Source organism: Agarivorans sp. MS3-6 (assembly GCF_054112545.1).
Genome location: NZ_CM134202.1, coordinates 1048372 through 1072378, shown reverse-complemented (window position 1 = coordinate 1072378; position 24007 = coordinate 1048372). Strand labels below are relative to the sequence as shown.

The window sequence follows — 24007 nt, the reverse complement described above, 5'->3', positions numbered from 1 at the left end:
GGACGTCATGGCCACTGGTAAATATTTACGCTGGAAAGATGAAAACGGGAATGAGTTTCGCCCTGTTTCACTATCTGGTAATGCTTTGCTTAACGATCGAACCTTAAATAAAAGCTCGGCTTTTAGTTTTGAAGAACGTGAAGCTTTTAATTTAGCCGGTTTGTTGCCGCCAAAACCCCAAACCTTTGAAGACCAACTTAAACGTGTTTATCAAGGTTTTCTTAGTGCTTGTAGTGATATTGAGCAATATCAGTATTTGCGTGCCTTACAAGATCGAAACGAGACTTTGTTTTATGCGTTGGTATCTCGTCATATCGAGGAAATGGCCCCCATTATTTATACGCCAACCGTAGGAAAAGCTTGTCAGGAGTTTAGCCACCGCTATCAAAAAGACCGTGGTTTATACATTACTGCCGAGAATGTAGATCAAATGGGCGAGATGGCGCGTCACTTTGCTGGTAAAGACATTAAAATTATCGTTGTTACCGATAGCCAAGGCATCCTTGGTTTAGGCGATTTAGGCATTGGCGGTATGGGCATTCCTATTGGTAAGCTTTCGTTATACACCTTGGGCGCAGGCATCCACCCAGCACGCTGTTTACCTATTGCTCTAGACGTAGGTACCGACAATCAAGACTTACTCGATGACCCCATGTACTTAGGGCTTCCTAAAAAACGGATGCGCGGTCAAGAGTATAAAGATTTCATCGAGAAGTTTGTGGCGCAAACTAAGCTGCATTTCCCAGAAGCTGTATTGCAATGGGAAGACTTTAGTAAATCTAACGCTTTCGATAATTTGTCTCAGTATGAAGATGAGCTGCCTTCATTTAACGATGATATTCAAGGTACGGGTTCAGTAGTACTAGCGGGTGTTATTGGCGCGACTAAAATAAAGAATGAAACCTTAGGTGAGCAAGTATACGCGGTATATGGCGCTGGTGCGGGTGGGGTTGGCGTTGCTGACCAAATCTTTGCAGGCCTTCTTAAAGAAGGCATTAATCATCAAGAGGCGCGAGACCGTATTTTCATTTTAGATTCTCGCGGGGTAGTCTTTGATAATCGCGCTGATCTAGATGAATATAAAAAACGCTACGCCAAGCCTTTTGAGCTAGCACAAAACTGGACACTGGCCGAAGAAGGCAAAGCCAGCTTAGGCGAGCTTATCGACAATACGCCGGTTACCGTATTGCTAGGCTGTAGCGGCGTGGGTGGTGCATTTAAAGAAAGCCACGTGAAGAAGATGCTGGAATATACCGAACGTCCAATGGTTTTCCCATTATCTAACCCAACCGATAACTGTGAAGCATTGCCTGCAGATGTCTATAAGTGGACCGATGGGCAAGCGATTGTCGCTACCGGTAGCCCATTTGACGACGTTGAATACAAAGGCCAAACCTACCGTATTGGCCAAGGTAATAATGTATTTATTTTCCCTGCTGTAGGTTTAGCGACTATCGTTTCTGGGGTGAGCAAAATCACTATGGAAATGTTCACTACCGCTTCATTTGCTTTGGCAGAGTATGTATCGCAAGAAGATTTAGACAGCGGTTGTGTATTCCCAAGAATGCGCGAGTTAAAAGACGTGTCTAGCGTTGTGGCAAAAGCCATTTTAGAGCAAATTCAGTTAACCGACCCCGAAGGCTGTTTAAGTGGCAAGGATATCGAAAAAGAACTGGCTGAACATATGTGGGAGCCTATTTACTTGCCATATCGCAGGGTGTAGATAAGGCTTAAATAGTTAGTTAATTGAATAAAGGAGCGTTTACGCTCCTTTATTGTTTTTCCAATGTTGTTTTTATGAAGATTAAGGTGCACCATGGCCTCCGTTGTTTCCGCTTAGCGTATACAACAAATTCTCAGGGCGGGGTGTAACTCCCCACCGGCGGTAATTAGTGTTATTTAACCCTAAAAGCCCGCGAGCGCCCAACAACAGTTGGGGTCAGCAGATCTGGTGACTTAGCTTTTTGTTTAGCTAATAGTCCAGAGCCGACGGTAATTTGCAGCTTGGCTGTAATGAGTCCGGATGGAAGAGAATCAAGCAACATAGTTTTGCATTCATTTTGTGTGATGCTAAGTATTTAGTGCGCGCCTGCGCGCGACTAGTTGCCGATAACAAATCATAAACCTTGTTTATGATGCTATTCCTGCACGCCCTGATTCTGGAAAACCTAATGTTGTAATTAAGGACTTTAACCATGAATCAGTCTCTACTTGCCGAATATGGCAACCCTATTGAACGTGTTAACGCCGCACTTAACGCTTTGCGTGATGGCAAAGGTGTGTTGGTGGTTGACGATGAAGACCGTGAAAACGAAGGCGACTTAATATTTGCCGCCGAAACCCTTACTAATGCTCAAATGGCCATGTTAATCCGTGAATGTAGCGGCATTGTCTGTTTGTGTTTAACTGACGATAAAGTTAAACAGCTAGATCTACCCCCTATGGTCAGTGATAACTCTAGCCAATTTGGTACAGCCTTTACCGTGAGTATCGAAGCTAAAGTGGGGGTAACCACCGGTGTATCTGCAGCAGACCGAGTGACGACCATAAAAACCGCCATTGCTGACGGCGCAACAGCTAGCGATTTAGCGCGTCCTGGTCATGTTTATCCGTTACGTGCTCAGCCTGGCGGCGTATTAACCAGGCGAGGACATACCGAAGGCACGGTGGACTTAATGAGCTTGGCGGGCTTAAAACCTGCCGGAGTATTGTGTGAAGTGACCATGCCAGATGGCACCATGGCGCGTTTACCGGAGATTGTAGCGTTTGCTAAGCGGCATGCGATGCCAGTATTAAGTATTGAAGATATTGTGGAGTATCGCAAAGCGTTAGTCAGCAAGGCTAGCTGATCTCAATTTTTATAAGAGGCTTAAGGGCCTCTTTTTTACTTGGCTTTCCTTTCCCATCCCATACTGCATTGCGATGCGCGACGAATATTTCCAATGTAACTTTGTAGCCAAGTTTACCTTTAGGCGCGCAGCTAGCTCTTCACTCCAAATTAAATATATAAGCTAAATTAATCTTACTATTTACCTCTGTCACATATGTAGCGCTTACCTCTTCAGCTTGTTTTCACACTATGTTTCAATACTATTGATATATATATCTTTATTTCCATTGCCGGAGAACTATTTATAGGGAGGTAAAGCAATGAACAATAAATTAGCATGCCTTGTCACTGCGCTTTTGGCCTTTTGGATGCTGGTGGGATGTTCTAACAACAGCACAAAAGACTGCGACAACGTAGCGGGTACTTGGCAGTTAGTTGTTGATGTTGATGATTACGAATGCAACGGCTTAGGCCAGCGCTATAAACAAGTATTTGAGGTGTCTCAGAATCAATGTCAGTTAAGTATTGAAGGAGGCTCTACCGGAATAATAAGTCAGGGAATGATTACCTGGACATCGCCTAGTACAGAAACAGATGGAGGGACGCTTAGCTATTCCTCAGCGTATAGTGAAGTCAACAACAAAGAAATAACTGGCGCTTATGATTGGCAATGGAGTAACGACAGTTTCAGTTGTTCTGGTACTGTCACTGCTAAAGGGCATATCTTAACAGAGCAACAAGCTGCTAACGCTAAATTGGGAGAAACTGCCATACAGCTTGAGCATTCTTTACTCTCCCCCAGTGAGAATACTGTTGCCCATACTTTTACCGTGGAAGCAAAAAATGCAAGACAGGTTTACTTAGCCGGAGAAATGAGTGATTGGCGAAGTAAGGTGCTTGTTATGCAGCCAAGCGGAGCTGACCGCTGGTCTATCACCTTGTACTTAAAACCTGGGGCATGGCAATACAAATTTGTGATAGACGGAGTTTGGGTGGCCGACCAGCAAAACCCGCAATCGGTGCCCGATGGTTACGGTGGCGTTAATTCTGTATTTGTTATTGGTGAAGAGGATGCATTGTTAAAAGCTCAGTCAGGGATTGCTCATGGCAGCATTGTTGAAGCCGAGTTTAAGAGTGACAGTTTAAATCAAGCCAGCCCATATGCCTTGTACTTGCCGCCTGGTTACCAAACATCTAAGCAAGATTATCCAGTATTGATGCTTTTGCATGGTTATGGTCAAGATTATAAGCAGTGGATTATAGACGGTAAAATTCAACACTTAATGGATAACATGATTGCCAATAAGAGTATTGAGCCATTTATTGTGTTAATGCCTTCTGCAGGAACCAGCTATTACAAAGGACAGCATGAAAGTTTCATTATGCAGGAGCTGCTGCCTCATGTTGCTGAGCAATATAAAGTTAAGGCTGGGCCAGGTTATAGTGCTATTAGTGGTATATCAATGGGTGGCGCAGGTGCGTTTTATTTAGCACATAAGTACCCAAAGCAATTTGGCCTTTCGTTGCCGCTTAGTGGTTATTTTGATATGGAAATGTATCCCAGCTTTAGTTGGCAGAACTTCACATTGGATGCTGAGCTTACTCTGTTTTGTGGAGAGGATGACTCAATCAGTTACCCATCTAATCGACGTTTAGTTGAACAACTTAATCAGCAGGGGGTTGAGTTTTCTTACTTGACCGCTGAGGGTGGACATACTTGGCGTTATTGGAATGGTATTTCAGAACAAGTGCTTAAGCAGGTATCGTCGTTTTTTGCGCAATAAAATAAAAGGGGCCCTAAGGCCCCTAATCAGTTCAAGCGTTTAGTACTTATTGTTGTGTTATCGCTCAGCAAGAGCGCTAACATTAGTCTATAACAAGCTTTGGATTATGGAAGGTTAAATCAGTTTTTTTTGCATTTGTGTGACAAAAGTGTGAGCTCAGCAACACTAATATGAAACAACTTAATTAGCAGGCAGGAAGGGGGTTTGCTGAGCACCAAGCACTTTATTATTTTATGAGGCTTTATATTTAGTCTTTAATTTTAATGATCTAAAGGCTTAGACAATGCTAAGCCCTGTTATTGTTTGTTTAATGTTAGAAGCGCTCAAGTCCAGCGGGTTTATTGGCTAAAATAGTATCGACTTTATCCCATATCGTTGAATCTAAGCGCTGCGACAACTCAAGAGCTTGCAGGTTATCATTTAATTGTTCTAATTTTGATACGCCTAAAATAACACTGCTTACTTGTGGCATACGTAAACACCAGTTTAAGGCTAAGTGGTGTAGTGGCATATCCAGCTGCTGGGCAAGTTGATTAAGCTGAGAGATTTGTTCTAACTTGTTGTTTTCACCAATTAGCATATCACGCAGCCATTCGTAACCTGGCAAACTTAAACGGCTATTTTCTGGTACCCCATTTAAGTACTTACCGGTGAGTAAACCACTGGCTAAAGGTGAAAAGATTGTCGTGCCTAATCCGGTTAACTGATAAAGCGGCAGGTATTCACTCTCTACTTTATCGCGCACCATCATGTTGTATTGTGGTTGCTCCATGACTGGTGCGTGCAAGTTTTCAGCTTTAGCTACCGCCCATGCTTCAGTAATTTGCTGAGCGCTCCACTCCGAAGTGCCCCAGTACATCACCTTACCTTGGCATACTAGGTCATGCATAGCTCGTACTGTTTCATAAATCGGGGTATCGACGTCGGGCCGATGGCAATAAAAAAGATCCAAGTAATCAACTCGTAAGCGTTTTAGTGCGGCATGGCAGGCATCAAATACATGTTTACGGCTTAAGCCCCGCTGGGTAGGTTTGTTTCCTCCCCAAAAGACCTTGCTAGACACAACAAAACTATCTCGTGACCAGCCAAGCTGCTCAATGGCTTGCCCCATTAAACGTTCGCTTTCACCGCTTTCATAGCCTTCGGCGTTATCGTAGAAATTGATGCCCGCATCATAAGCGCGCGTCATAATGTGTTTAGCGGCAGTTAAATCGACTTGCTTGCCAAAGGTCACCCAAGAACCCAAACCAAACTCACTGACTTGAAGGCCGCTGCGACCTAATCGACGGTATTGCATGTTGTACCTGCTTAAATGGGAAAAGATAGCTCAAGTATAGAGTTTGTATACCCGCTAAAAAGAGGCATAAAGCAAAATTACTGTTTGATATAACGTATAATTGGCTTGTTTTGAGTATTATTGTGCATAAATGTTTAGTTACTGGTGTGGTTAATGTCTAAGAGTCACAAAAAATTAGAGCGCTTATTGTTGTTTTACGAGGTTGCTCAGCAGCTTAGTTTTTCTAAAGCCGCTGAACAATTGGCTATTTCTCGCAGTTACCTATCGCAACAAATTCGCAGTTTAGAGCAAGACCTACATACTCAGCTGTTGATTCGAACCACACGAACCGTGAGGTTAACTACCGAAGGGCATAAGGTGTTCCTACAAGCTCAATCCATGCACCATAATTTGTTAGATTTAGAACGAGACTTAGAGCATAGTGGCGAAGTTGTTGCGGGTATCTTACGAGTCACTGCTCCGGCTGCGTTTGCTGATTCGTTCTTGGTGCAATTATGCCAAGGGTTTAGCCAGCGTTATCCTGAAGTGAGCTTTGAGGTTGATGTTGGTCATCATTTAGAAGATTTGCACGAGCGTAACTTTGACTTGGCCATAAGGGTTACCGCTCAACCGCCGCAAAATATGGTGGCTCGTCAGCTGACCCAGTATAGTCATTGGGTGTGTGCATCCCCTGAATACTTAGCGGCTCATTTTGTTCCCCAGCAACCTAGTGAACTGACAGAGTTACAGTGCTTAGCCTTTCCTAATTGGCGCGCTTGGACATTTAATCGCGCAGGCAAAAGTGAAGTGATTGAAGCCCAAGGACAGTTTGCGGTAAATGATAATAACATTTTGATTAAGGCCGCATTGAATCATCAAGGGCTAATTAGAGTGCCTGAACACTTGCTATGGAAGCATGTTAAAGCGGGCCGTTTACAGCGGGTTTTAAGTCTTTATCAAGTTGAACCTCGGCAAGTTTGGATGCTTTATCCACCGAAGATTGAACATTCATCCCGCTTACAACATTTTGTGGCTTATTTGCAAGAACAGATAAGCCAGTTGCAATTATTTAGCTAATCTTGAGCTTGGTAAACCCTCAAGTAATCAACTTCCATTTGGGCTGGAAATATTCGGTCTGATATGGGATTACCATCGTAATTGCCGCCCACTGCGAGATTGATGATTAAATAGAAATGTTGGTCGAAGGGGGCGGGGAACGCTTGGCCTTGAGTAAACCACGAAGATTGAGTGGCATACAGCTGCTCATCTACATACCAGCTAATCCCCTGAGGGCTCCAATCAATTCGGTAAACATGAAATTCACTGATGTCACTATTACTAAAGATGTGGTGACGTTCTGAATAAGTATTGTTGGGCCATTGTGCACCATAGTGAATAGTGCCATTGATTTGTGAAGGGGCGCTGCCGCGCGCTTCCATAATGTCTATTTCGCCCGATGCCGCCCAAGTGCCATAAACATTGTCTTGTGGCATTAACCAAAAAGCGGGCCAAAGCCCTTGCCCGGTGGGGAGTTTGATTCTAGCTTCAAAGCGACCGAAGCGTTGCGCAAATAAACCCTGGGTCTTTAATCTGGCTGAGCTATAACGGTAGTTTCCGTATGAATCGCTGCTGCTCTCAACGCGCGCTTGTATCACTAATTGCCCCTGACCATTAAGGCCTACATTTCTTGAGTGATTGGTATAAGCCTGTAATTCCCTGTTTCCCCAGCCAGAGATATATTGGCCATTCAAGATAAAGCCATTGCCGATATCAAATGCCCATTTGTTTAGGTCGAGTTGCTTACCCTCAAACTCATCGCTCCAGGTTAATTGCCATTTCACGGCAGGTGAGTGATTGCTGTTCGGCGGGGAAGTGGTTGCACTGGCGAGAGTGTCGAAAGCAAATAAACTGATCGTTATTAATACTGTAACCCAGCCTTGCATTATCGCCTCCATTCTTTATCAAAGAGGATGATGCCAGCATATTCGATATACAGCGGTGTTGGTTATTCAATTCTTAGAGCTGGATCGTTAACGAAGTTTCGCTTTCTTGTTTATGACATTTAGTTAAGTGTTTTGCTTAGCTTGAAGATGATTGTTATTGGTAAAGTAACACCGCCACCGTGACTAATAATACCAGTGAAGGTTAAGTGTTCTTAGGCTTAGCTTAAACCGGAGTCAAAGCTTGGTAAATGGGATAAGTTCGCACACCAGCTACCTTTTAGAAAGTCAGCTGGTGGCAAACTACTTAGCTGCGTGTTTAAGCGACTTTTTTAGCTTTGCTTTTAGATTTAGCTTTATTTTTTTTCTGTTTGTTCGCTGAACCCGCCGATTTAGCTTGTTCTAAAGGTATCAGTTCAATTTTGCGTTGCTCCATATCGACGCGAGCAATTTTCACCTTAAATTTATGGCCAATGGCAAAACTCTTACGGGTATTTTCACCGGTTAAACGTTGCTTGTTGGCATCGAAGTGATAAAAATCTCCCGCCAGTGATGAAATATGAACCGCGCCCTCTACAGCCATTTCGGGCAGCTCTACATATAAGCCAAAGCCATTTACGCCGCTAACAATACCGTCAAAGGTTTCGCCTATGCGATCTTGCATGTATTCACATTTAAGCCATGCGTCTACATCCCAGCTGGCGGTATCGGCTCGGCGAGCTACTAGCGAACAGTGATCAGCGAGCGTTAACATTTGGGCTGTATCGTAAGGGTAGCTTTGAGCCATTTTTAATGGCGATGCACCAGCGACTCGTTGCACAGGGTCTAAACCCTTACCACTTAGCGTTTTAAAGGTGCGCGTTAAAATACCGCCAGTTTCTTTACTGCGAATAATTGAACGTATCGCCCGATGTACCAGGAGATCTGGGTAACGGCGAATAGGCGAAGTAAAGTGAGCATAAGCCTCAAACGCCAAGCCAAAGTGACCGTCGTTTTCTGGGGTGTAAATAGCTTGGCTCATTGAGCGCAACATGATCATTTGAATAACGCTGGCATCTTCACGCTGTTGGATTTGGCCAATGAGTTGGTTGTAGTCTGCTGGACTAGGTTTGTCTCCACCACCAAGGTTTAAGCCAAGCTCAGCTAAAAAAGCCCGTAGACTGCTTAGCTTTTTCTCTTTAGGCCCTTGGTGTACACGATACAAAGCCGGAATATTTAGCTGCTCTAAGAAGCGGGCAGTAGCAACGTTGGCACACAGCATACATTCTTCAATCAATTTGTGTGCATCGTTACGAACCAGTGGAACAATTTGCTCAATTTTTCGCTGGTCATCAAACACAAAGCGGCTTTCGTTGGTTTCAAAATCAATCGCACCGCGGCGGGTACGGGCATCTTTTAATACCGCGTACAAACTATGTAAATCATGTAATTGTGGTACAACCTTAGCAAACTGTTGGGCTAGCTTTTGGCCGGTTGAAGAATTGCTTTGCTCTAACATTGCGCCCACTTGAGTGTATGTTAAGCGGGCATGAGAGTGAATAAGGGCTTCGCAAAACTGGTAGCTAGTGAGTTCGCCCTGCGCATCAATTTGCATGTCACACACCATAACCAAACGATCTACGTGCGGATTAAGCGAGCATAAACCGTTAGAAATAGCTTCTGGGAGCATGGGCACTACATGCCCAGGAAAAGTACACTGATGTACCACGCTTTTGCGCTTCCATATCTAAAGGGCTGTTTGGCTGGATGTAATGCGATACATCGGCAATGGCTACCATTAAGCGCCAGCCTCGGTTGCTGGTCGGTTCGCAATATACTGCATCGTCAAAGTCTTTGGCGTCTTCGCCATCAATGGTAACAAAGGCGGTATCTCGCAAATCAATCCGGTGTAGCTTGTCTTGTTCAGCGACTTCCGGCTCAATCTTCTCTGCTTGTTCTAAAGCTTCTGTTGGCCACTGGAAAGGAATATCGTGGGTACGAATCGCCACGTTAATTTCCATACCTGGAGCCATAGGGTCACCAATAACTTCAGTGATATGGGCAATCGCGTTATCACGCTTATGCGGATAGCTTACTAAAACGGCACTCACATATTGACCTTCAGTCGCGCCCATAGTTTGCGCCGCAGGGACATCGATTTGCTGAGTAATTCGCAGGTTATCAGGCTGCACACTAAAGCAACCATCACGCTCTTGGAAACGACCGATAATTTGCGTGGTGTTCTTTTCGATAACATTGACAATGCGTGCTTCTTCACGGCCGCGATTGTTAAAACCGTTAGGCAATGCTTGCACAACATCACCATCAAATACTTTACTCATTTGGCTATTGTGCAGCACAAAGTCGGTGTCGTAGCCTTTACATTTTAGAAAGCCAAACCCTTCGCGGTGGCCCATTACGGTGCCCACTAAGTACTCGCTCTCATCTACGGGCCAGTAGTTACGTTTTCTGTCGCTGTGTAATTGACCATCGCGGCTCATTGCAATGAGGCGACGTCGCAGCGCTTCTAAGTCGTCGTCACTGTGTAGCTTTAAAGTAACAGCAATCTGTTCGCGGTTAAGGGGTTCACCTTGCTCGTCAAGAAGGGCAATGATGGCGTCGCGATCTGGGATTGGATTGGTATATTGTTGCTCGCTAGAGCTTGAGTGTTTACTCATAGTTATTGTTCTCTGTTAATCGGGCCAATAACCTTGCTCTAGGAAAATCATGAAATGTTCTATATGTGCAGTTCAGATATAACTCTCAAGGTTTTTAGGCCATAGCGCTCGTTGCTCGAGTCGCCAAATAAATGTGTTACTAGCGTTTACACCAACATATTTTGGTTAGCTAGCAAGGGTGTATGCCGACTTATAAACTGTATTTGTGACAGTTATATGATGGGCAGAGTAATCGTTTGCTTTAAGCAAGATTGGAAAAACAAGCTGGAATTTAAAACGACGGAACGAAGGTTAAATGAAGGCAACCTAAAGCGGAGTTCAAAAAATAGACTGATTTTCTAATGGCGCTAACTCTATAGTGTTGTGGCTGAATGTCAACTTTTGTCACAATTGAAGTGACATTTAGCCTTTTGAGTGGCTCTTTAGCTTGTTAGGCTTACTGCGAAAATAGCTCGGCATGGGCGAATTGGACTAAGGCTAAAACGAGGGCATGCACGTAATTGTCTTCACGTGTTGCAAGGCCATTGGTTAGCAAACCAATGGCACCGCCTTTTTGTTTGATGTTATGGGTGTTAAACAGTTTGTCCATGAGTGGGCCAAGTTCTTCACCTTGTTCTAGAGCTTGATAAACACTGGGCGGTAGCGGCATGTTAGCGCCTCGACCTACAGACACTTGCTGTGCATTGGCTATGGCTACATAGGCAAAAGTCGCTGGGCCATCCTCAAACTTATCAACCCCTCCTTCAATGGCCGCATAAATGTCGGCGGTTTGCTGTTGCTGGCAAAAGCGTAAGCGGTTTACCGCTCCATCTCTCGTTTGTTGGCTTGTCATTGGTTGCTCTGGCACTAAAGAGGGGGCATCAATGCCCTGGCAATCAATAGTTTGCTCGGGGTAATACAAGGCAAGAGCCCTTGCTACAGCGCGGATCTTAACGGGATTACGTGAGCCGACCACCACTTTTAGAGAACGATTAGACATAACAACTCTAGATAAACGACGAATAATGATGTTGCAAATGCTAGCACAAATTACTAAGAAAATGCGCTAACAAATAAGTGGGGGAAGTCGACCCAATAAACGGGTTTTTAGCGCTGAAGCTGCTGAGTAATGCTATCACAGGCAACGCTAGAATCGATGATTCGGCCATCACGCTGAGGTACTTTTGCTGGGCGTACATCCCAATCTAATTGGTATTTTTGCTTAATAAGTTCTACTAGTTGGTAAAATGACAAACCTAGCTCGTTTCCACCAATATGGTAAATGCCGGCTTTTGCTTGTTTCGCTAAACTGATTAAACATTGCATGCTATGTTCAACATAAGCTACGGCGGGCAGCCATTCAGTGCTAGCTTCTAAATACCCCTTTTCATTATGCATATCGCGAACATGAGTCAACAAGTTATCTTGTTCGAAGGTATCGAACATTTGCCAGCCTAAGCGAGCAACAATAATGTTGGGATTAGCAGCAAGTGCAGCTTGTTCACAGCTGATTTTGTAACGCCCGTATTCATTTACAGCATCGGCTGGATGTTCAGGCGTGAAAGGCCCTTTGCTGTCGGGGTTAAATACGCTCTCTGTACTGGTAAACACCATTGGGATAGTCAGTTCATCGGCGATATCGGCGAGTATACTCAGCCAATCTTCAGAGCCCGTCGCTAAGTGAAAAATGGCATCAATTTTATGTGCTCGGATATAAGCAATTTGTTGAGGGCGATGAGTGATGTCTAGCTGCTGACGGTCAAAGCTAATAACTTCCACGTTTGCTTGCTCTAAAGCTTGTTGCAAATAGGGGGCTAGTCGACCATTTAAACCTGTGACTAAAGCGCGTTGCATTATTTATCTCCAAGCTGACTAATAGTTAAGGATGATGCAGATTAGGTGTTACAACTACCAGAGTGCAACAGCAAATTGTCATTGTTTGGGCAGCGTTGCCACAATGCGCTCGATCTTATCTTCAACTATCCAGTTCACACAATAGCGAATGGAACCCGAAGGCGGAACGTTTTGGCTTCCTTGTTCTACCTCAGCGTATACCGCTTCAAAGTAGTGAGTGTCTAACACACTGTTTTGATAAAAAACTTCCATTTCTTTTCGAAGGCCTTCCAAAGTGGCGATGGGAGTCGGTTCGATTTTAGCTTGGATATGGTACATGCACGCAGCAAAAGCGTAATTTTTAAGGGTGGGTAATTCAGCCTTATCTATAGCCTCTGCGGCTAAAATAGTTGTAGAGCTAAACAAGATTATAGATGCGCTAACAGTATGCTTTAAATTCATTATTACCTTAGATATTTAAAGCCTAAGCCACTAAATACCATTAAATCCATTTTAGTATTTTGAAAAAATTATCCCAAGACTTAAATCTTGTCAAACTGAATAGTATAAAAACCCTTGCTGTAATGACTAATTGTCTGTCGAAATAAATAATTAAGGGTATTTGTTAATTTAGTTGAGTATATATGTGTGGGTGATACTGACAAATTAACAAAGGTGTTTTTGCTTGAAATCGTTTTCTTGATTGTTTTTTTAATATTATGATTTTAAAGGGATTTGTTGGTTTCTATTTTTATTTGTTGCCCATGTGTTTTTTGCCTAAATAATAAGCGAACAATCGTCTTTGTAAATAAAAATTTGTTGCTGTTGAAATCGCTATCATTTTTATTATTTACTAAATTGTTATTTAAAGTGTGACTTATACATATAATTTCAATGCTATTTTAGTGTTACTTAGATTTTTTGTTGTTTTTCAAGCGTTCTTCTTGAATTGAACTTAATTAATTCGATGGTATAAAGCCACAAGAGTTAGTTTTGTCAACAAAATAGAGAGAACGGTTATGCGCAATATTTTAGTTACAGCATCTGCATTGGTATTATCTTTAACGGCGAGTTTTCCCATCGTTGCTGCAGAGCAACCCAGTGTAAAGCCAGACTTAAGTGAGTTTGATAAAAATGCTAAGCACTATAACAAAAGCCTGGTTAAAGAGGGTTACCGCTTCGGCTGCCGCTTACATGATGAAAGCGGTAAATGTGTAAAACTGCAGTGGAAAAAGCTTAAGTAAGAGATTCAAATGGCCAACAGCGAGCTGAGTTATTGTGGAGTGTTAAGCAATAACTTTGCTTGCTCACCAATGGTTTTCACTGCTTGCTCAATTTTGTCGTTGGGCTTGTTGGCGTAGCTTAAGCGCAGACAATGCTGATACTTGCCTGATGCTGAAAATAAACTTCCCGCAGCGATACCGATTTTAAAGGGTTTCAGATTTTCATTTAACTGCAAGCAGTCTATTCGGTCTGGTAGCTCTACCCATAGAAAAAAGCCGCCTTGCGGAAAGCTCATTTTGGTCCCCTGCGGAAAATAACGTTGTACCCAATGCAGCATTACATCGCGACTGGCTTGATATTGTTGTTTAGATAGCCGCAGGTGCTTTTCATAGTAGCCTTGCTCAATAAAGTCGGCTACGGCAAGTAATGGCAAGCTATTCGAGCCCAGTGAGCTGATAAATTTTAAGTGGGTGAGCATTTCACTATAACGTCCCGCCGCCACCCAACCAACCCGCAAGCCGGGAGCAATAGTTTTTGAAAAAGAGGAGCAAAACAATACCCGTTCGTTGCTGTCGTAAGATTTTAAGCTGCGTGGTCTGGGTGTGCGATAAATAGTATCGCCCAAAATGTCATCTTCAATAATCGCAAAGTTATGTTTTTCTGCTAGTGCGAGCAGTTTATGTTTGTTTTTCTCTGGCATCTCATACCCTAGCGGATTATTGGAGCTAGGGATTAACTGTAATACTTTGATTGGCCATTGCTCTAAAGCCAGTTCAAGGGCGGGCAAGCTAATGCCAGTTTCTGGGTGAGTGGGGATCTCCAATACTTTAAGTTGATTAGAGCGAATCGCCTGCATAGAGCCATAAAAGCTAGGCGAGTCAATGGCCACAATATCTCCAGGTTGAGTTAGCGCCTTAAGGCAGAGTGACAGGGCTTCTTGGCAGCCCGCGGTAATTTGTAGATTGTCAGGGTGAATATGACAGCCTGAGTTTTGCATCAAACGCGCTATTTGTACTCGTAACTTGAACAAGCCATTGCCTTTGGAGCAGCTAAATATCTGCTTGGCTTGGTGCTTGATACTGTCGGCCATTAATCGCTGTAAAGGTTTTAAACTGCTGAAACTAGTATCAGGAGAGCCACGCCCCAATGCTAAGAAGCCATTGCTGCTTTCGGTCATGGTGAGCGCTAACACCGCTTGCCAGTTATCAATAGGAACAGGTCGTTGTTCTGGTTGGCTTATCTCGGGCAATAATGCGGCATTAGCGGGCTGCTTAACGTAATAGCCTGATTTATGTTTACTGCGGACAAGGCCTGCGTCTTCGAGTAAGCGATAGCTTTCTTGCACTGTAGAAATACTTAGTCCACGGGTCTTACTCATTTCACGAATCGAGGGGAGCTTTTGTCCGATTGGATAATAAGCTTGATTTATTTGCTCTTTGAGTTCTTCTGCAAACTGTTCATATAGAGTCATGGGCCGATCCATTGCCGAAATATTTATTAGTAATATCACAGAAAAATACAGATTAGCAAAGCTAAGCGCTGTAGCGTTACAGATTATCGGCTAGATAGCATGACAGATGGCTTAATCTGTCATCTGTAATGGGAAAATATAATTATTCTGAATCTGTATGCTTGCTTGGCTAAATTTTAAGCTAATAAGGTCGCTAGTCAAGGAACAGGAGCAGACAGATGAATATTATTAACCATTGCCAAGGAATACTCTCTCAACTACTGCAAACTGCGGCTATATACCGCGCTCGCCGTCGCAGTCGCCAAGCGCTACTTGCCTTGAGTGATGACTTATTAAAAGATATTGGTCTAACGCGAGCACAAGCTAAAGCCGAAGGGGCGAAGGTATTTTGGCAACAACGTGCAGCCAGTGAGAAAGCCAAACAAGATAAGCTTGAGCAAACGGCGAATTATACTCGCCGCCAGCGGGCCGATAACTGTTAAAGCTAAGTGTGTAAACACTAGCCTTGTTTGGCTGCGCATATATAGGCAGGGCGCTGTTGTACTTTAGCTAAGTAAGTTTGGGTTGCGGGGCGCGTCGCTAGTAGGGCTTGGCGTTCGGCAAACTCAAGAACAATGGTCATCATAATATCGGCGGCTGTAAATGCTTCGCCAGCAAAGTAATCGTGAGTGTTTAAGTGTGCTTCAATATATGAAAAATCTAGTGCTATCTCTTTGGCGATATAGCCATCCATAGCCTGTTTGCCACCTCTCGTCTCTAAACTCAGCAGCATATTAGTGATCACTGGCAGGGCTAATGAACCTTCGGCAAAGTGTAGCCATTCTAAGAAAAGGTAATAATTGGCGCTGTCTTTAGCTGGGCGTAAGTCATTGCTACTGCTTTTATCCAGCAGATACTCCATCACCGCACCTGATTCGCATAGCGTCACTTGGCCATCGACGATCACTGGCGCTTTAGCTAAAGGATGGATTGCCTTTAAACTTGCTGGTGCCAAGCGGGTGACGGGATCTCGCTGGTGAATTTCTAGCTGGTAAGGTATGGCGAGTTCTTCTAACAGCCACAATACGCGTTTAGATCGTGATTGTTGTAAGTGATGTACGGTTAACATAGTGGCTTCCTTTACAGTAAAAAGGGCCCATGCGGCCCTTTGTCTTCTGTTTACCGGCTTATAAAGCGGTACTTAGTATGTTGCGGCTTACCTCAAGGGTGATTTTCTGGTCTTCACCCAGGGCGACCATTTGGTGCTGTTCTAATTTACTCAATAGCACCTCAACGTCACTCGTCCCTAAGTCAATTTCACTCAACCTTACAGGGACTTGCATGCTGCTAAAGAATGCTTCAGTTGCGGCAATACCTTTATCAATACGTTGTTGTTCGTTCCCTTCTGTTATGCCCCAAATACGCTCTGCATATTGCAGTAATTTGGCGGCTTTGGCTTCACGGCGAATTTTCATTACCGCTGGCAAGGTAATCGACAAACTACGTGCGTGGTCTACTCCGTAAGCCGCTGTGAGCTCGTGGCCTAGCATGTGACTTGCCCAATCTTGCGGCACGCCTGCACCAATTAACCCATTTAATGCCATAGTCGCTGCCCACATAATATTAGCGCGTACTTCTAGATCTTGAGCGCTGTCTTTGGCCAGCGCTTTTGGCCCTTCCTCAATCAAAGTGAGCAAAATGCCTTCAGCAAAACGGTCTTGAATTTTAGCGTTCACGGGATAGGTAAGGTATTGCTCCATTACGTGAACAAAGGCATCAACCACACCGTTGCTAACTTGGCGAGGCGATAAACTCAGGGTTACACTTGGGTCCAACACGGCAAATTTAGGTCGCACTGCCAGCGCGTAAAATGGCAGTTTAGTACCATCGCGTGTCACTACGGCTGCAGGGTTAGTTTCTGATCCTGTAGCGGGTAAGGTTAACACTGCGCCTAGAGGTAGCGCTGAGTTGACCGGATGTTGTTTAGCAATAATGTCCCAAGGGTCATCCCCCTGATACTCAGCTGCCGCCGCGATAAACTTACTGCCATCAATCACCGAACCGCCGCCAACCGCCAGAATATAATCGAGTTTTTCAGCTTTAATTTGAGCGACTGCACGCATCAGGGTGTCGTAGCTGGGGTTTGGCTCAATACCTGAAAACTCAGACCACTGATGGTTTGCTAAGGCTTTAACCACTTGGTCGTAAACACCGTTGCTTTTGATAGAGCCGCCACCGTAGGTTACTAATACCTTGGCATCAGCGGGGATCTCATTGCTTAGCGAAGCGATTTGTCCCTCACCAAAATGGATTTGGGTGGTATTTTGAAATGAAAAGTTCAACATTATATTTCCTTCAACAAACGGGTTAGGTGTGCTTACGCTAAGTGTTGTAGCAGTTTTTCAGCCGCCATTTCTGATGACGCCGGATTTTGTCCGGTAATCATTAGCCCGTCTTGAATAGCAAACGGGTTCCAATCAGCTACTGATTGGTAATCAGCGCCACGGGCTTTTAGCTCATCTTCCAGTAAAAATGGCACGACTTCAGTAAGTTGTACTGCGGCTTCTTCGCTGTTGGTAAAACCGGTCGCCGCTTTTCCTTTCACTAACAGCTGACCGTCTGCTTGTTTAACATTCAGTAACGCTGCACTGGCATGACAAACGGCAGCTACAGGCTTGTTTTGTTGTACGAAGTTTTCTAGTAAAGCGATCGACTGTGGGTTGTCGGTTAAGTCCCACAGTGGGCCATGACCGCCAGGGTAGAATACGGCGTCGTAATCGCTGGCGTTTACATCGGCTAGTTTCAAAGTCGTGGCTAATTGCTGTTTGGCTGTATCGTCTTTATCAAAACGACGGGTTGCATCGGTTTGAAAGTCTTCAAGTTCGCTGCTTGGGTCGATAGGTGGCTGGCCACCATTAGGTGAAGCCAAAGTGATGTTGGCACCGGCATCTAAGAATACATAGTAAGGGGCGGCAAACTCTTCTACCCAAAAACCTGTTTTGTGCTCGGTAGTACCTAGTTGGTCGTGTGAAGTAAGAACCATCAAAATCTTTTTAGCTGTGCTCATTGCTTTAATCCTTGAGTGCGTTATTGGGTATTACTACTGCATAACAATAGTAGCCATGGCAAGCAGTCTAGACCTCAATACGAATTGCGACAATGCAGATTAAATAGACATGATTGGTTGATTAATTGATACAATGGTGTGAGTGATGGGCAACTAGAATGAGGTTTTAGGGTGAGCGTTTCTTTTGAGCAGTTAAAAAGCATGGTCGTGTTTGCCCAGGTGGTAGAGCAGGGCAGCTTTAGTGCTGCAGCTAAACATATTGGTATTACTCGTGCGGTAGTGAGTTACCACGTCAAAAAACTCGAACAACATTTAGGCGTTAGCTTACTTAATCGCTCTACCCGCAGTTTGCACCTTACCGAGGCCGGAGAGCAGTATTATCAGCGTTGCCATAATATTGCCGAGCAAGCTAAAGCGGCAAACCAGCAAATAGAGAACATTAAGCAGGAGCCTGAAGGTGCGCTTAAAGTTTCCTGCCCGGTCAATGCGGGTTTACAAACCATTGTGCCTGCACTTAACGTGTTTCGTGGCTTGTACCCAAAAATCAATATTGAAGTGGTACTGACAGATGAAGTGGTGAATGTAATTCAAGATGGCTTTGACTTGGCGATCCGTGGCGCCGCCCTCGAAGACTCAGGTTTACAAGCGTCCAAGCTCACCACCTTGAGTACCTGCTTGTGTGGATCACCTGACTACCTTAATAAATATGGTAGGCCACTTAACCCGGTCGACTTGGACGCCCATCAATGGGTGATATATACCGCTGGCTCTAGTACCTTGCAGCTAACCAAAGGTTCTCGCTCGTTTAGTATTAAAATTAAGGGCGGAATGAGTACCAATAATGCAGCAGCGCGAACTGCCTTTATCGAAGGCGGGCATGGCTTAGGTCGAGTCCCTCTATATGATGCCTTACCAAAGATAAAAGCTGGCAAACTAGAAGTGGTGATGAGCGACTATTTCTTACAAAATATCGACGTGTACTGCGTATTTCCTAAGGGAGCAACCAACGCGAAAAAACTTCGTTTGCTCATTGATTACTTAAAAGAGTATTTGGCCAAACAGGCGCAAGCCAGTAATTTATTGCAGCAATAAATTCGCCGACCAGTGCAGGTATTTGTAACGTTTTTTAGTTGGGCTATGTTGATGCTTCTCTAAGGGCTTGTTGCGCAATAAATAGTTGCGTAGGCTTCGCTTAAAACCCGCTAGAGATTGTTACTTTGTTTTTTATCATCGCCTTATGTGCCACTTTTGCTTATGCCTTACAGGGTGTTTTAATGGCAAAAGTATATCGTCAATCCGATCAACTCAGCGCAGTGGCTTATCGTGGTTTAAGTTTGTTGATAAGCATGTCTCCGTTATTGCTGTTAGTACCGCATTCTGCCTATGCAGATTTTTTAGGCCAATTGGCGTGGTTACTATTAGCTGCCAGTTTAGCCGCGGTGGCAAATTGGGCGAATGCGATTGCCTTTGTTCGCTTGCCTGTGGGCATTGCCAGTGCCTTATCAATGGCATTTACGGCCCTATTTGTTGCTTTGTTAGGGCAGTTTTTTTTAAACGAACAACTGAGTCTGCAGCAGTGGCTAATGGGTGGCATAACATTGGTTGCAGTATTGCTATTGGGCGCCAGCCAAGCGCGTAAAGCCAAGCAAGTTGCCTCTCAAGCCGCCTATACTCAATACAAACCACTGACTGGGATTGTGGCTAGCGCTTGTTACGGTGGCTTAATGTCCTATGCCTTGGTGTTAGTGGCTAGTATGTCGCGCAGTAGTCATCCGTTTTTAGTGGGGTACGCTTGGGAAGTAATGATTGGCGTAGTGGCCATGTTCATCGCTGTGGGGCGAGGTTTGTTTAGTTCAAAAGGCGGCTTTCAATCGCTCTCCATGGCCAACTTTAAACAGATCTTAATGTATGCCTCACCAACGGTAATAGGTACCGCCTGTTATGCTTTGGCAATGACCCTAGGGCCATTGGCTATAGCGGCGGCAATATTAAGTACTATGATGGTATTTAGCATGCTGCTGGGGTGGTGGTTTTTAAAAGAAAAGCCCAGTATGCAGCAATGGGTGACCATGAGTTTAGTGTGTTTCAGTGTGATTGGCCTTAAGCTGGTGGCCTAAACGTGGAATGAAAGTTTAGTGTGCTGCTGAGCTTAAGCGATCAATATTAGGGATGTCGCCATGGCAATGATAGATTTCAGTTTAGTGTTACTGGCAGTATTGGGAAGCGGGTTAATAGCAGGAGTGTTTTTTGCTTTTTCTAATTTTGTGATGCCAGCTTTAGCCAGAATCAGCCCCGAGCAAGGCTTATCAGCGATGCAAAGCATTAACATTACGGTGCTTAATCCGGGCTTTTTGGGTACATTTATGGGGACAGCAGTACTGAGCGTAGTGATTATTGGCTTACAGTTGTGGCAAGCATCTACTCCCTCGTATCTACTCATGGCTGGTGCTTTAAGTTATCTGCTGGGATGTTTTGCAGTTACCGCCATTGCCAATGTGCCACGTAATAAGGCTTTAGTGTTGCTAAATTCAAAGTCTGAGCAAACACTAAGTGCATCAGATATAGCGCAATGGCAGGAGTATTTGCAGTCATGGACTTTTTGGAATCACATACGTACAGCGGCATCTGCTCTCGCCATGCTGTTTTTCGTTGTTGGAATAAACTAAAGCAGCGGTTACAGCACGTGCTGAGGATAACAACGCTTTAGTGAGCGTCTAAGAAACTAAAATCTTAGCCACCAAGTAATAACTGAACAGGGTAATCAATATACTGGCTACAAGATTTAGGGCAAAACCGGCCTTTGCCATGTGTTTAATCTTTAGTTGACCCGAGGCAAACACAATACTATTCGGCGGTGTGGCAACCGGCATCATGAATGCGCAACTTGCGGCCAGTGCAGCAGGTACCACCAATACCATTGGATTAAGCCCCATAGATTCAGCAATCGGCCCCAACAAGGGAAGAAAGCCTGCTGCAGTGGCGGTATTACTGGTTATTTCGGTTAAAAAGATGATTGCAGTAGTGATAATGGCTATCACTAAAATAGGAGACAAATGGGAGGTTGAGCTAAGGCTCATGCCTATAAAATCGGCCATACCAGAACTTTTAATTTGCGCGGCTAGGCTTAAGCCGCCACCAAATAGCATTAATACCCCCCAAGGGAGGTTTCTGGCGGTTTCCCAGTCCATAACCATCACTTGTTTACGCCAATCTACCGGAATGATAAACAGAGTAACAGCTGCGAACATGGCTATCCCTGTATCAGTAAGAGGCAAACCGCTCCAACTGGCGATTAATGGCCGAAAAATCCATGCAGCAGCAGCCAGTATAAACACACTTGCCACTACTTTTTCTGGGGCTTGCATGGGGCCTAATCCTTGAAGCTGTTGCTGGAGCATTTGCTCGCTATTACCTTGGCTGCAGTTAGGCAGGTGGTAATTGATTTTTGTTAGCCAAAACCAAGTAATGACTAGCATTACCAGAGAGATAGGCAGGCCTACTAGCATCCACTGGCCAAATCCTAAATGAATATCGTAAGAATCTGCTAGGTATGCGGCCAATAGCGCATTGGGCGGTGTGCCAATTAAGGTGGCGAGACCACCGATACTGGCTGAATAGGCGATACCGAGTAGCAAAGCGGTACTGAAGTCGCTTTGTTGATCCCCAGCAGACATCATTTTGATAATGGATAAACCAATCGGTAGCATCATCACTGCGGTTGCTGTATTGCTCATCCACATGCTTAAAAATGCAGTGATGAGCATGAATCCTCCTACCTGCTGTGCCGGTTTATCGCCTACCGCTAACATGGTGATTAAGGCGATACGCTTATGTAAGTTCCAGCGCTCCATGGCTAGACTTAAGATGAAACCGCCCATGAATAGGAAGATCAACGGGTGGGCGAAAGAAGCGGTGGCGGCCTTTAGGCTGGTTATTCCAAGCAGTGGTGATAACACCATCGGTAAAAATGAGGTGACTGGAATAGGCACCGCTTCACTAATCCACCAAATAGCCATCATGGTGGCTAAACCCATCGTATGCCATGCTTGAGCTGATAAGCCTTGAAAAGGTGAAGGCAAAATAAGGGTGCCAAAAAGTACTAAGGGGCCTAGCAACAAACCACTGAGTTTAGCTAAATGTTGGTGCTGGTATTTAGGGTGGCTTGCATGCGGGCACATGATTAATCCCTACTAAATAAAGGGTCTTTTAATCATAGTGCATTACAGCTAACTAGCATTGAGCCTGTGTCACAAATTGCCTGATAAACAAGCCAAATGTCTAGCCATTAATGCGCGTTCTTAATGTTCACTTTAGGACTTATTTATAAGCGCCATCTGAGTAGGTAAGCTCATAGCTGTGTGAGTATATCTCAACGATATTACCAAAAGGGTCTTCCATGTAAATCATGCGATAAGGTTTCTCTCCCGGGTAGTAGTAACGCGGAGCTTTCATGCGTTTTTTCCCGCCCGCGGCGACAATTTTCTCAGCTAAGTCTTCTAGGTTTGGATCTTGTACACAGAAGTGAAATACCCCGGTCTTCCAGTATTCGAAATTGTTTTCTGGATCTAGTTGGTTGTTAAATTGAAATAACTCTACGCCAATACGGTCACCCGTTGACAAGTGAGCAATCTGGAAGCGTTCCCAACCACTGCCAAATACATCGGTACACATTTCACCAATAGCGCTGTTGTCTTCAACAATTTCAGTGGGTTCCATGATGACGTACCAACCGAGTACTTGAGTGTAAAATTTTACAGCTGCTGCTAAATCGGGCACCGAAATACCAATGTGTGAGAATGTGCGTGGGTAGGGGTTATTGGTTAAATTCATCTTTGTTCCACCTTAAATTTGATGCTTAAAGTGTAGTGCAGCATAATAAAAATATTAGATTATCTTATGGTTTAGTTTGATAAGGTTTTATTATGATTAATATTGATTGGTTACAAACCTACTGCACCCTAGTGGAAACGGGACACTTTACTCGCACCGCCGAGAAGCTGGCAATGACTCAGCCGGGAGTCAGTCAACAAATACGTAAGCTAGAACAGTATTACCAAACAGCGTTACTGCAAAGAGAGGGGAAAAGTTTCAGTTTAACCGAGGCCGGCAATCAAGTGTATACCCAGGCGCAGCGCACACTGGCTCAGTTAAACAGTTTAGAGATGAGCTTGAAGCAAGACGACCCTCACGCAGGTTTATGCAGAATTGCCAGCCCTGGTAGTGTAGGTTTAAAGCTCTATCCGAGTTTATTGGCACTACAGCAACAGCATCCAGATTTGGTATTCGATTATCAATTTGCGCCAAACGCGCGTATTGAGCAGCAACTGGCAGAGCGACAACTTGACTTAGGATTCATTACGCGGCCAGCACAGTTAGCTGAACTCAGTGCTCAAGCGTTTGCTCAAGAAGCTTTGCTATTGGTGACTCCCGCTAGTTGCCCCAAACCTAGCTGGCAAGCTTTGCAAGATCTTGGCTACATGGGCCACCCTGATGGTGCTCACCATTCAAATTTGTTGTTGTCAGCAAATTACCCCGAGTTTGAGCAACTAGAGCAATTTCGCTTACGTGGTTTTTCCAACCAAATATCTTTGATTCTTGAACCTATATCGCGTGGCTTGGGGTTTACGGTATTGCCCGCTCATGCGGTAGCGGCATTTGCCATGCCTGAAAAGTTAGCGATTCATCGTTTAGCTAACCCAGTTAATGAGACCATTTATTTGGTGCAGCGTCGCTATCAGCTGTTGGCTTCTAGGTTTACCTTGGTGGCAGAGCACATGCAGCAATGTTTAACGCAACAATAAGTTTTCCTAGCGCAGCTAAAGTGCGATTTATGTCGCATTACGGTGCCCGTTCATATTTAACTGCATTATTTTGACAGGTAAATTATTAATGTATTGATTTAAATGAATTTTACTTTAACTTTATAATTTTTTTGTCAGATATTTTTACAGTTAAAAAAAGAACGTT

23 protein-coding genes and 1 riboswitch are annotated in these 24007 nt (G+C 44.3%); of the genes, 10 read left to right on the top strand and 13 right to left on the bottom strand.

What is annotated here, in order from left to right:
* Positions 1 to 7: 7 nt before the first annotated feature.
* The 3 genes from ACVFI8_RS04935 to ACVFI8_RS04925 all read left to right on the top strand — a co-directional run bounded on the left by ACVFI8_RS04935 (position 8) and on the right by ACVFI8_RS04925 (position 4614).
* A complete protein-coding gene (locus tag ACVFI8_RS04935) occupies positions 8 to 1723 on the top strand; it encodes an NAD-dependent malic enzyme (protein WP_457873216.1) in 1716 nt (571 codons plus the stop codon).
* Between the two features lie 125 nt (positions 1724 to 1848).
* Positions 1849 to 2039: riboswitch (FMN riboswitch) on the top strand.
* Positions 2040 to 2195: 156 nt separating this feature from the next.
* Complete coding sequence (gene ribB, locus ACVFI8_RS04930) at positions 2196 to 2849, top strand: 3,4-dihydroxy-2-butanone-4-phosphate synthase (RefSeq protein ID WP_457873214.1); 654 nt, start codon at positions 2196 to 2198, stop codon at positions 2847 to 2849.
* A gap of 301 nt (positions 2850 to 3150) precedes the next feature.
* Positions 3151 to 4614, top strand: a complete 1464-nt coding sequence (locus tag ACVFI8_RS04925; RefSeq protein ID WP_457873212.1) for an alpha/beta hydrolase — start codon at positions 3151 to 3153, stop codon at positions 4612 to 4614.
* 313 nt (positions 4615 to 4927) lie between these two features.
* Here the strand turns inward: ACVFI8_RS04925 and ACVFI8_RS04920 are convergent, their stop codons facing one another.
* Positions 4928 to 5911: an aldo/keto reductase gene (locus ACVFI8_RS04920; protein WP_248714573.1), complete on the bottom strand. Its 984-nt coding sequence runs from the start codon at positions 5909 to 5911 to the stop codon at positions 4928 to 4930.
* 153 nt (positions 5912 to 6064) lie between these two features.
* On the opposite strand from ACVFI8_RS04920, the gene ACVFI8_RS04915 reads away from it, so the two are divergent.
* Positions 6065 to 6967, top strand: a complete 903-nt coding sequence (locus tag ACVFI8_RS04915) for a LysR substrate-binding domain-containing protein (protein WP_457873210.1) — start codon at positions 6065 to 6067, stop codon at positions 6965 to 6967.
* Here ACVFI8_RS04915 and ACVFI8_RS04910 read toward each other — a convergent pair.
* The 6 genes from ACVFI8_RS04910 to ACVFI8_RS04885 form a co-directional block, all read right to left on the bottom strand.
* Positions 6964 to 7833 carry a glycoside hydrolase family 16 protein gene (locus ACVFI8_RS04910; RefSeq protein WP_248714575.1) on the bottom strand — a complete coding sequence of 290 codons (870 nt, stop codon included), beginning with the start codon at positions 7831 to 7833 and terminating at the stop codon, positions 6964 to 6966. The two genes, ACVFI8_RS04915 and ACVFI8_RS04910, sit on opposite strands and share 4 nt — an antisense overlap.
* A gap of 316 nt (positions 7834 to 8149) precedes the next feature.
* Positions 8150 to 9499 carry a ribonuclease R family protein gene (locus ACVFI8_RS04905; RefSeq protein WP_457873208.1) on the bottom strand — a complete coding sequence of 450 codons (1350 nt, stop codon included), beginning with the start codon at positions 9497 to 9499 and terminating at the stop codon, positions 8150 to 8152.
* Positions 9477 to 10487: an RNB domain-containing ribonuclease gene (locus ACVFI8_RS04900; RefSeq protein ID WP_457873206.1), complete on the bottom strand. Its 1011-nt coding sequence runs from the start codon at positions 10485 to 10487 to the stop codon at positions 9477 to 9479. Before ACVFI8_RS04900 ends, ACVFI8_RS04905 begins: the two co-directional genes overlap by 23 nt.
* Positions 10488 to 10923: 436 nt before the next feature.
* Positions 10924 to 11466 carry an inosine/xanthosine triphosphatase gene (yjjX, locus tag ACVFI8_RS04895; protein ID WP_457873204.1) on the bottom strand — a complete coding sequence of 181 codons (543 nt, stop codon included), beginning with the start codon at positions 11464 to 11466 and terminating at the stop codon, positions 10924 to 10926.
* Positions 11467 to 11573: 107 nt separating this feature from the next.
* A complete protein-coding gene (locus ACVFI8_RS04890; protein WP_457873202.1) occupies positions 11574 to 12320 on the bottom strand; it encodes a sugar nucleotide-binding protein in 747 nt (248 codons plus the stop codon).
* A 78-nt stretch (positions 12321 to 12398) separates the two neighbouring features.
* Positions 12399 to 12761 (bottom strand): hypothetical protein, encoded by a 363-nt coding sequence (locus ACVFI8_RS04885; RefSeq protein WP_248714579.1) that lies wholly within the window; start codon positions 12759 to 12761, stop codon positions 12399 to 12401.
* Between the two features lie 557 nt (positions 12762 to 13318).
* Between ACVFI8_RS04885 and ACVFI8_RS04880 the strand changes: the two genes are divergently transcribed.
* A complete protein-coding gene (locus ACVFI8_RS04880; protein ID WP_248714580.1) occupies positions 13319 to 13543 on the top strand; it encodes a hypothetical protein in 225 nt (74 codons plus the stop codon).
* A 29-nt stretch (positions 13544 to 13572) separates the two neighbouring features.
* Here the strand turns inward: ACVFI8_RS04880 and ACVFI8_RS04875 are convergent, their stop codons facing one another.
* Positions 13573 to 14994, bottom strand: a complete 1422-nt coding sequence (locus tag ACVFI8_RS04875; protein ID WP_248714581.1) for an aminotransferase-like domain-containing protein — start codon at positions 14992 to 14994, stop codon at positions 13573 to 13575.
* Between the two features lie 218 nt (positions 14995 to 15212).
* Here ACVFI8_RS04875 and ACVFI8_RS04870 point away from each other — a divergent pair, with 218 nt between their 5' ends.
* Complete coding sequence (locus ACVFI8_RS04870; RefSeq protein WP_248714582.1) at positions 15213 to 15476, top strand: DUF1127 domain-containing protein; 264 nt, start codon at positions 15213 to 15215, stop codon at positions 15474 to 15476.
* 17 nt (positions 15477 to 15493) lie between these two features.
* Here the strand turns inward: ACVFI8_RS04870 and ACVFI8_RS04865 are convergent, their stop codons facing one another.
* From ACVFI8_RS04865 to ACVFI8_RS04855, 3 genes are read right to left on the bottom strand one after another with little or no spacing between them, the layout of a single operon-like run.
* On the bottom strand, positions 15494 to 16102 hold the full coding sequence (locus ACVFI8_RS04865; RefSeq protein ID WP_457873199.1) for a glutathione S-transferase family protein: 609 nt from the start codon (positions 16100 to 16102) through the stop codon (positions 15494 to 15496).
* A gap of 58 nt (positions 16103 to 16160) precedes the next feature.
* A complete protein-coding gene (locus tag ACVFI8_RS04860; RefSeq protein ID WP_248714584.1) occupies positions 16161 to 17318 on the bottom strand; it encodes an iron-containing alcohol dehydrogenase in 1158 nt (385 codons plus the stop codon).
* Between the two features lie 32 nt (positions 17319 to 17350).
* Positions 17351 to 18040 carry a type 1 glutamine amidotransferase domain-containing protein gene (locus tag ACVFI8_RS04855; protein WP_248714585.1) on the bottom strand — a complete coding sequence of 230 codons (690 nt, stop codon included), beginning with the start codon at positions 18038 to 18040 and terminating at the stop codon, positions 17351 to 17353.
* A gap of 171 nt (positions 18041 to 18211) precedes the next feature.
* Here ACVFI8_RS04855 and ACVFI8_RS04850 point away from each other — a divergent pair, with 171 nt between their 5' ends.
* From ACVFI8_RS04850 to ACVFI8_RS04840, 3 genes are all read left to right on the top strand, one after another.
* On the top strand, positions 18212 to 19132 hold the full coding sequence (locus tag ACVFI8_RS04850; RefSeq protein WP_457873196.1) for a LysR family transcriptional regulator: 921 nt from the start codon (positions 18212 to 18214) through the stop codon (positions 19130 to 19132).
* Positions 19133 to 19257: 125 nt separating this feature from the next.
* Positions 19258 to 20157 (top strand): EamA family transporter, encoded by a 900-nt coding sequence (locus ACVFI8_RS04845; RefSeq protein WP_457873194.1) that lies wholly within the window; start codon positions 19258 to 19260, stop codon positions 20155 to 20157.
* A gap of 60 nt (positions 20158 to 20217) precedes the next feature.
* Positions 20218 to 20706 (top strand): anthrone oxygenase family protein, encoded by a 489-nt coding sequence (locus ACVFI8_RS04840; protein WP_457873192.1) that lies wholly within the window; start codon positions 20218 to 20220, stop codon positions 20704 to 20706.
* A 48-nt stretch (positions 20707 to 20754) separates the two neighbouring features.
* Here ACVFI8_RS04840 and ACVFI8_RS04835 read toward each other — a convergent pair whose 3' ends face one another.
* Together ACVFI8_RS04835 and ACVFI8_RS04830 are read right to left on the bottom strand one after the other, a co-directional pair.
* Positions 20755 to 22218, bottom strand: a complete 1464-nt coding sequence (locus tag ACVFI8_RS04835) for an SLC13 family permease (RefSeq protein ID WP_457873190.1) — start codon at positions 22216 to 22218, stop codon at positions 20755 to 20757.
* Positions 22219 to 22357: 139 nt separating this feature from the next.
* Positions 22358 to 22870, bottom strand: coding sequence for a lactoylglutathione lyase family protein (locus ACVFI8_RS04830; RefSeq protein WP_457873188.1), 513 nt, complete (start codon positions 22868 to 22870; stop codon positions 22358 to 22360).
* Between the two features lie 92 nt (positions 22871 to 22962).
* On the opposite strand from ACVFI8_RS04830, the gene ACVFI8_RS04825 reads away from it, so the two are divergent.
* Complete coding sequence (locus tag ACVFI8_RS04825; protein ID WP_457873186.1) at positions 22963 to 23841, top strand: LysR family transcriptional regulator; 879 nt, start codon at positions 22963 to 22965, stop codon at positions 23839 to 23841.
* Positions 23842 to 24007: the final 166 nt, after the last annotated feature.

Bases quoted from the DNA above. Each gene is read 5' to 3' on its own strand.
- ACVFI8_RS04870 (WP_248714582.1), top strand. From the start codon at position 15,213: ATGAATATTATTAACCATTGCCAAGGAATACTCTCTCAACTACTGCAA.
- ACVFI8_RS04830 (WP_457873188.1), bottom strand. From the start codon at position 22,870: ATGAATTTAACCAATAACCCCTACCCACGCACATTCTCACACATTGGT.
- ACVFI8_RS04885 (WP_248714579.1), bottom strand. From the start codon at position 12,761: ATGAATTTAAAGCATACTGTTAGCGCATCTATAATCTTGTTTAGCTCT.
- ACVFI8_RS04920 (WP_248714573.1), bottom strand. From the start codon at position 5,911: ATGCAATACCGTCGATTAGGTCGCAGCGGCCTTCAAGTCAGTGAGTTT.
- ACVFI8_RS04855 (WP_248714585.1), bottom strand. From the start codon at position 18,040: ATGAGCACAGCTAAAAAGATTTTGATGGTTCTTACTTCACACGACCAA.
- ACVFI8_RS04935 (WP_457873216.1), top strand. From the start codon at position 8: ATGGCCACTGGTAAATATTTACGCTGGAAAGATGAAAACGGGAATGAG.
- ACVFI8_RS04840 (WP_457873192.1), top strand. From the start codon at position 20,218: ATGGCAATGATAGATTTCAGTTTAGTGTTACTGGCAGTATTGGGAAGC.
- ACVFI8_RS04910 (WP_248714575.1), bottom strand. From the start codon at position 7,833: ATGCAAGGCTGGGTTACAGTATTAATAACGATCAGTTTATTTGCTTTC.
- ACVFI8_RS04860 (WP_248714584.1), bottom strand. From the start codon at position 17,318: ATGTTGAACTTTTCATTTCAAAATACCACCCAAATCCATTTTGGTGAG.
- yjjX (WP_457873204.1), bottom strand. From the start codon at position 11,466: ATGTCTAATCGTTCTCTAAAAGTGGTGGTCGGCTCACGTAATCCCGTT.
- ACVFI8_RS04875 (WP_248714581.1), bottom strand. From the start codon at position 14,994: ATGACTCTATATGAACAGTTTGCAGAAGAACTCAAAGAGCAAATAAAT.
- ribB (WP_457873214.1), top strand. From the start codon at position 2,196: ATGAATCAGTCTCTACTTGCCGAATATGGCAACCCTATTGAACGTGTT.
- ACVFI8_RS04835 (WP_457873190.1), bottom strand. From the start codon at position 22,218: ATGTGCCCGCATGCAAGCCACCCTAAATACCAGCACCAACATTTAGCT.
- ACVFI8_RS04900 (WP_457873206.1), bottom strand. From the start codon at position 10,487: ATGAGTAAACACTCAAGCTCTAGCGAGCAACAATATACCAATCCAATC.
- ACVFI8_RS04890 (WP_457873202.1), bottom strand. From the start codon at position 12,320: ATGCAACGCGCTTTAGTCACAGGTTTAAATGGTCGACTAGCCCCCTAT.
- ACVFI8_RS04865 (WP_457873199.1), bottom strand. From the start codon at position 16,102: ATGTTAACCGTACATCACTTACAACAATCACGATCTAAACGCGTATTG.
- ACVFI8_RS04825 (WP_457873186.1), top strand. From the start codon at position 22,963: ATGATTAATATTGATTGGTTACAAACCTACTGCACCCTAGTGGAAACG.
- ACVFI8_RS04925 (WP_457873212.1), top strand. From the start codon at position 3,151: ATGAACAATAAATTAGCATGCCTTGTCACTGCGCTTTTGGCCTTTTGG.
- ACVFI8_RS04915 (WP_457873210.1), top strand. From the start codon at position 6,065: ATGTCTAAGAGTCACAAAAAATTAGAGCGCTTATTGTTGTTTTACGAG.
- ACVFI8_RS04880 (WP_248714580.1), top strand. From the start codon at position 13,319: ATGCGCAATATTTTAGTTACAGCATCTGCATTGGTATTATCTTTAACG.
- ACVFI8_RS04905 (WP_457873208.1), bottom strand. From the start codon at position 9,499: ATGCTCCCAGAAGCTATTTCTAACGGTTTATGCTCGCTTAATCCGCAC.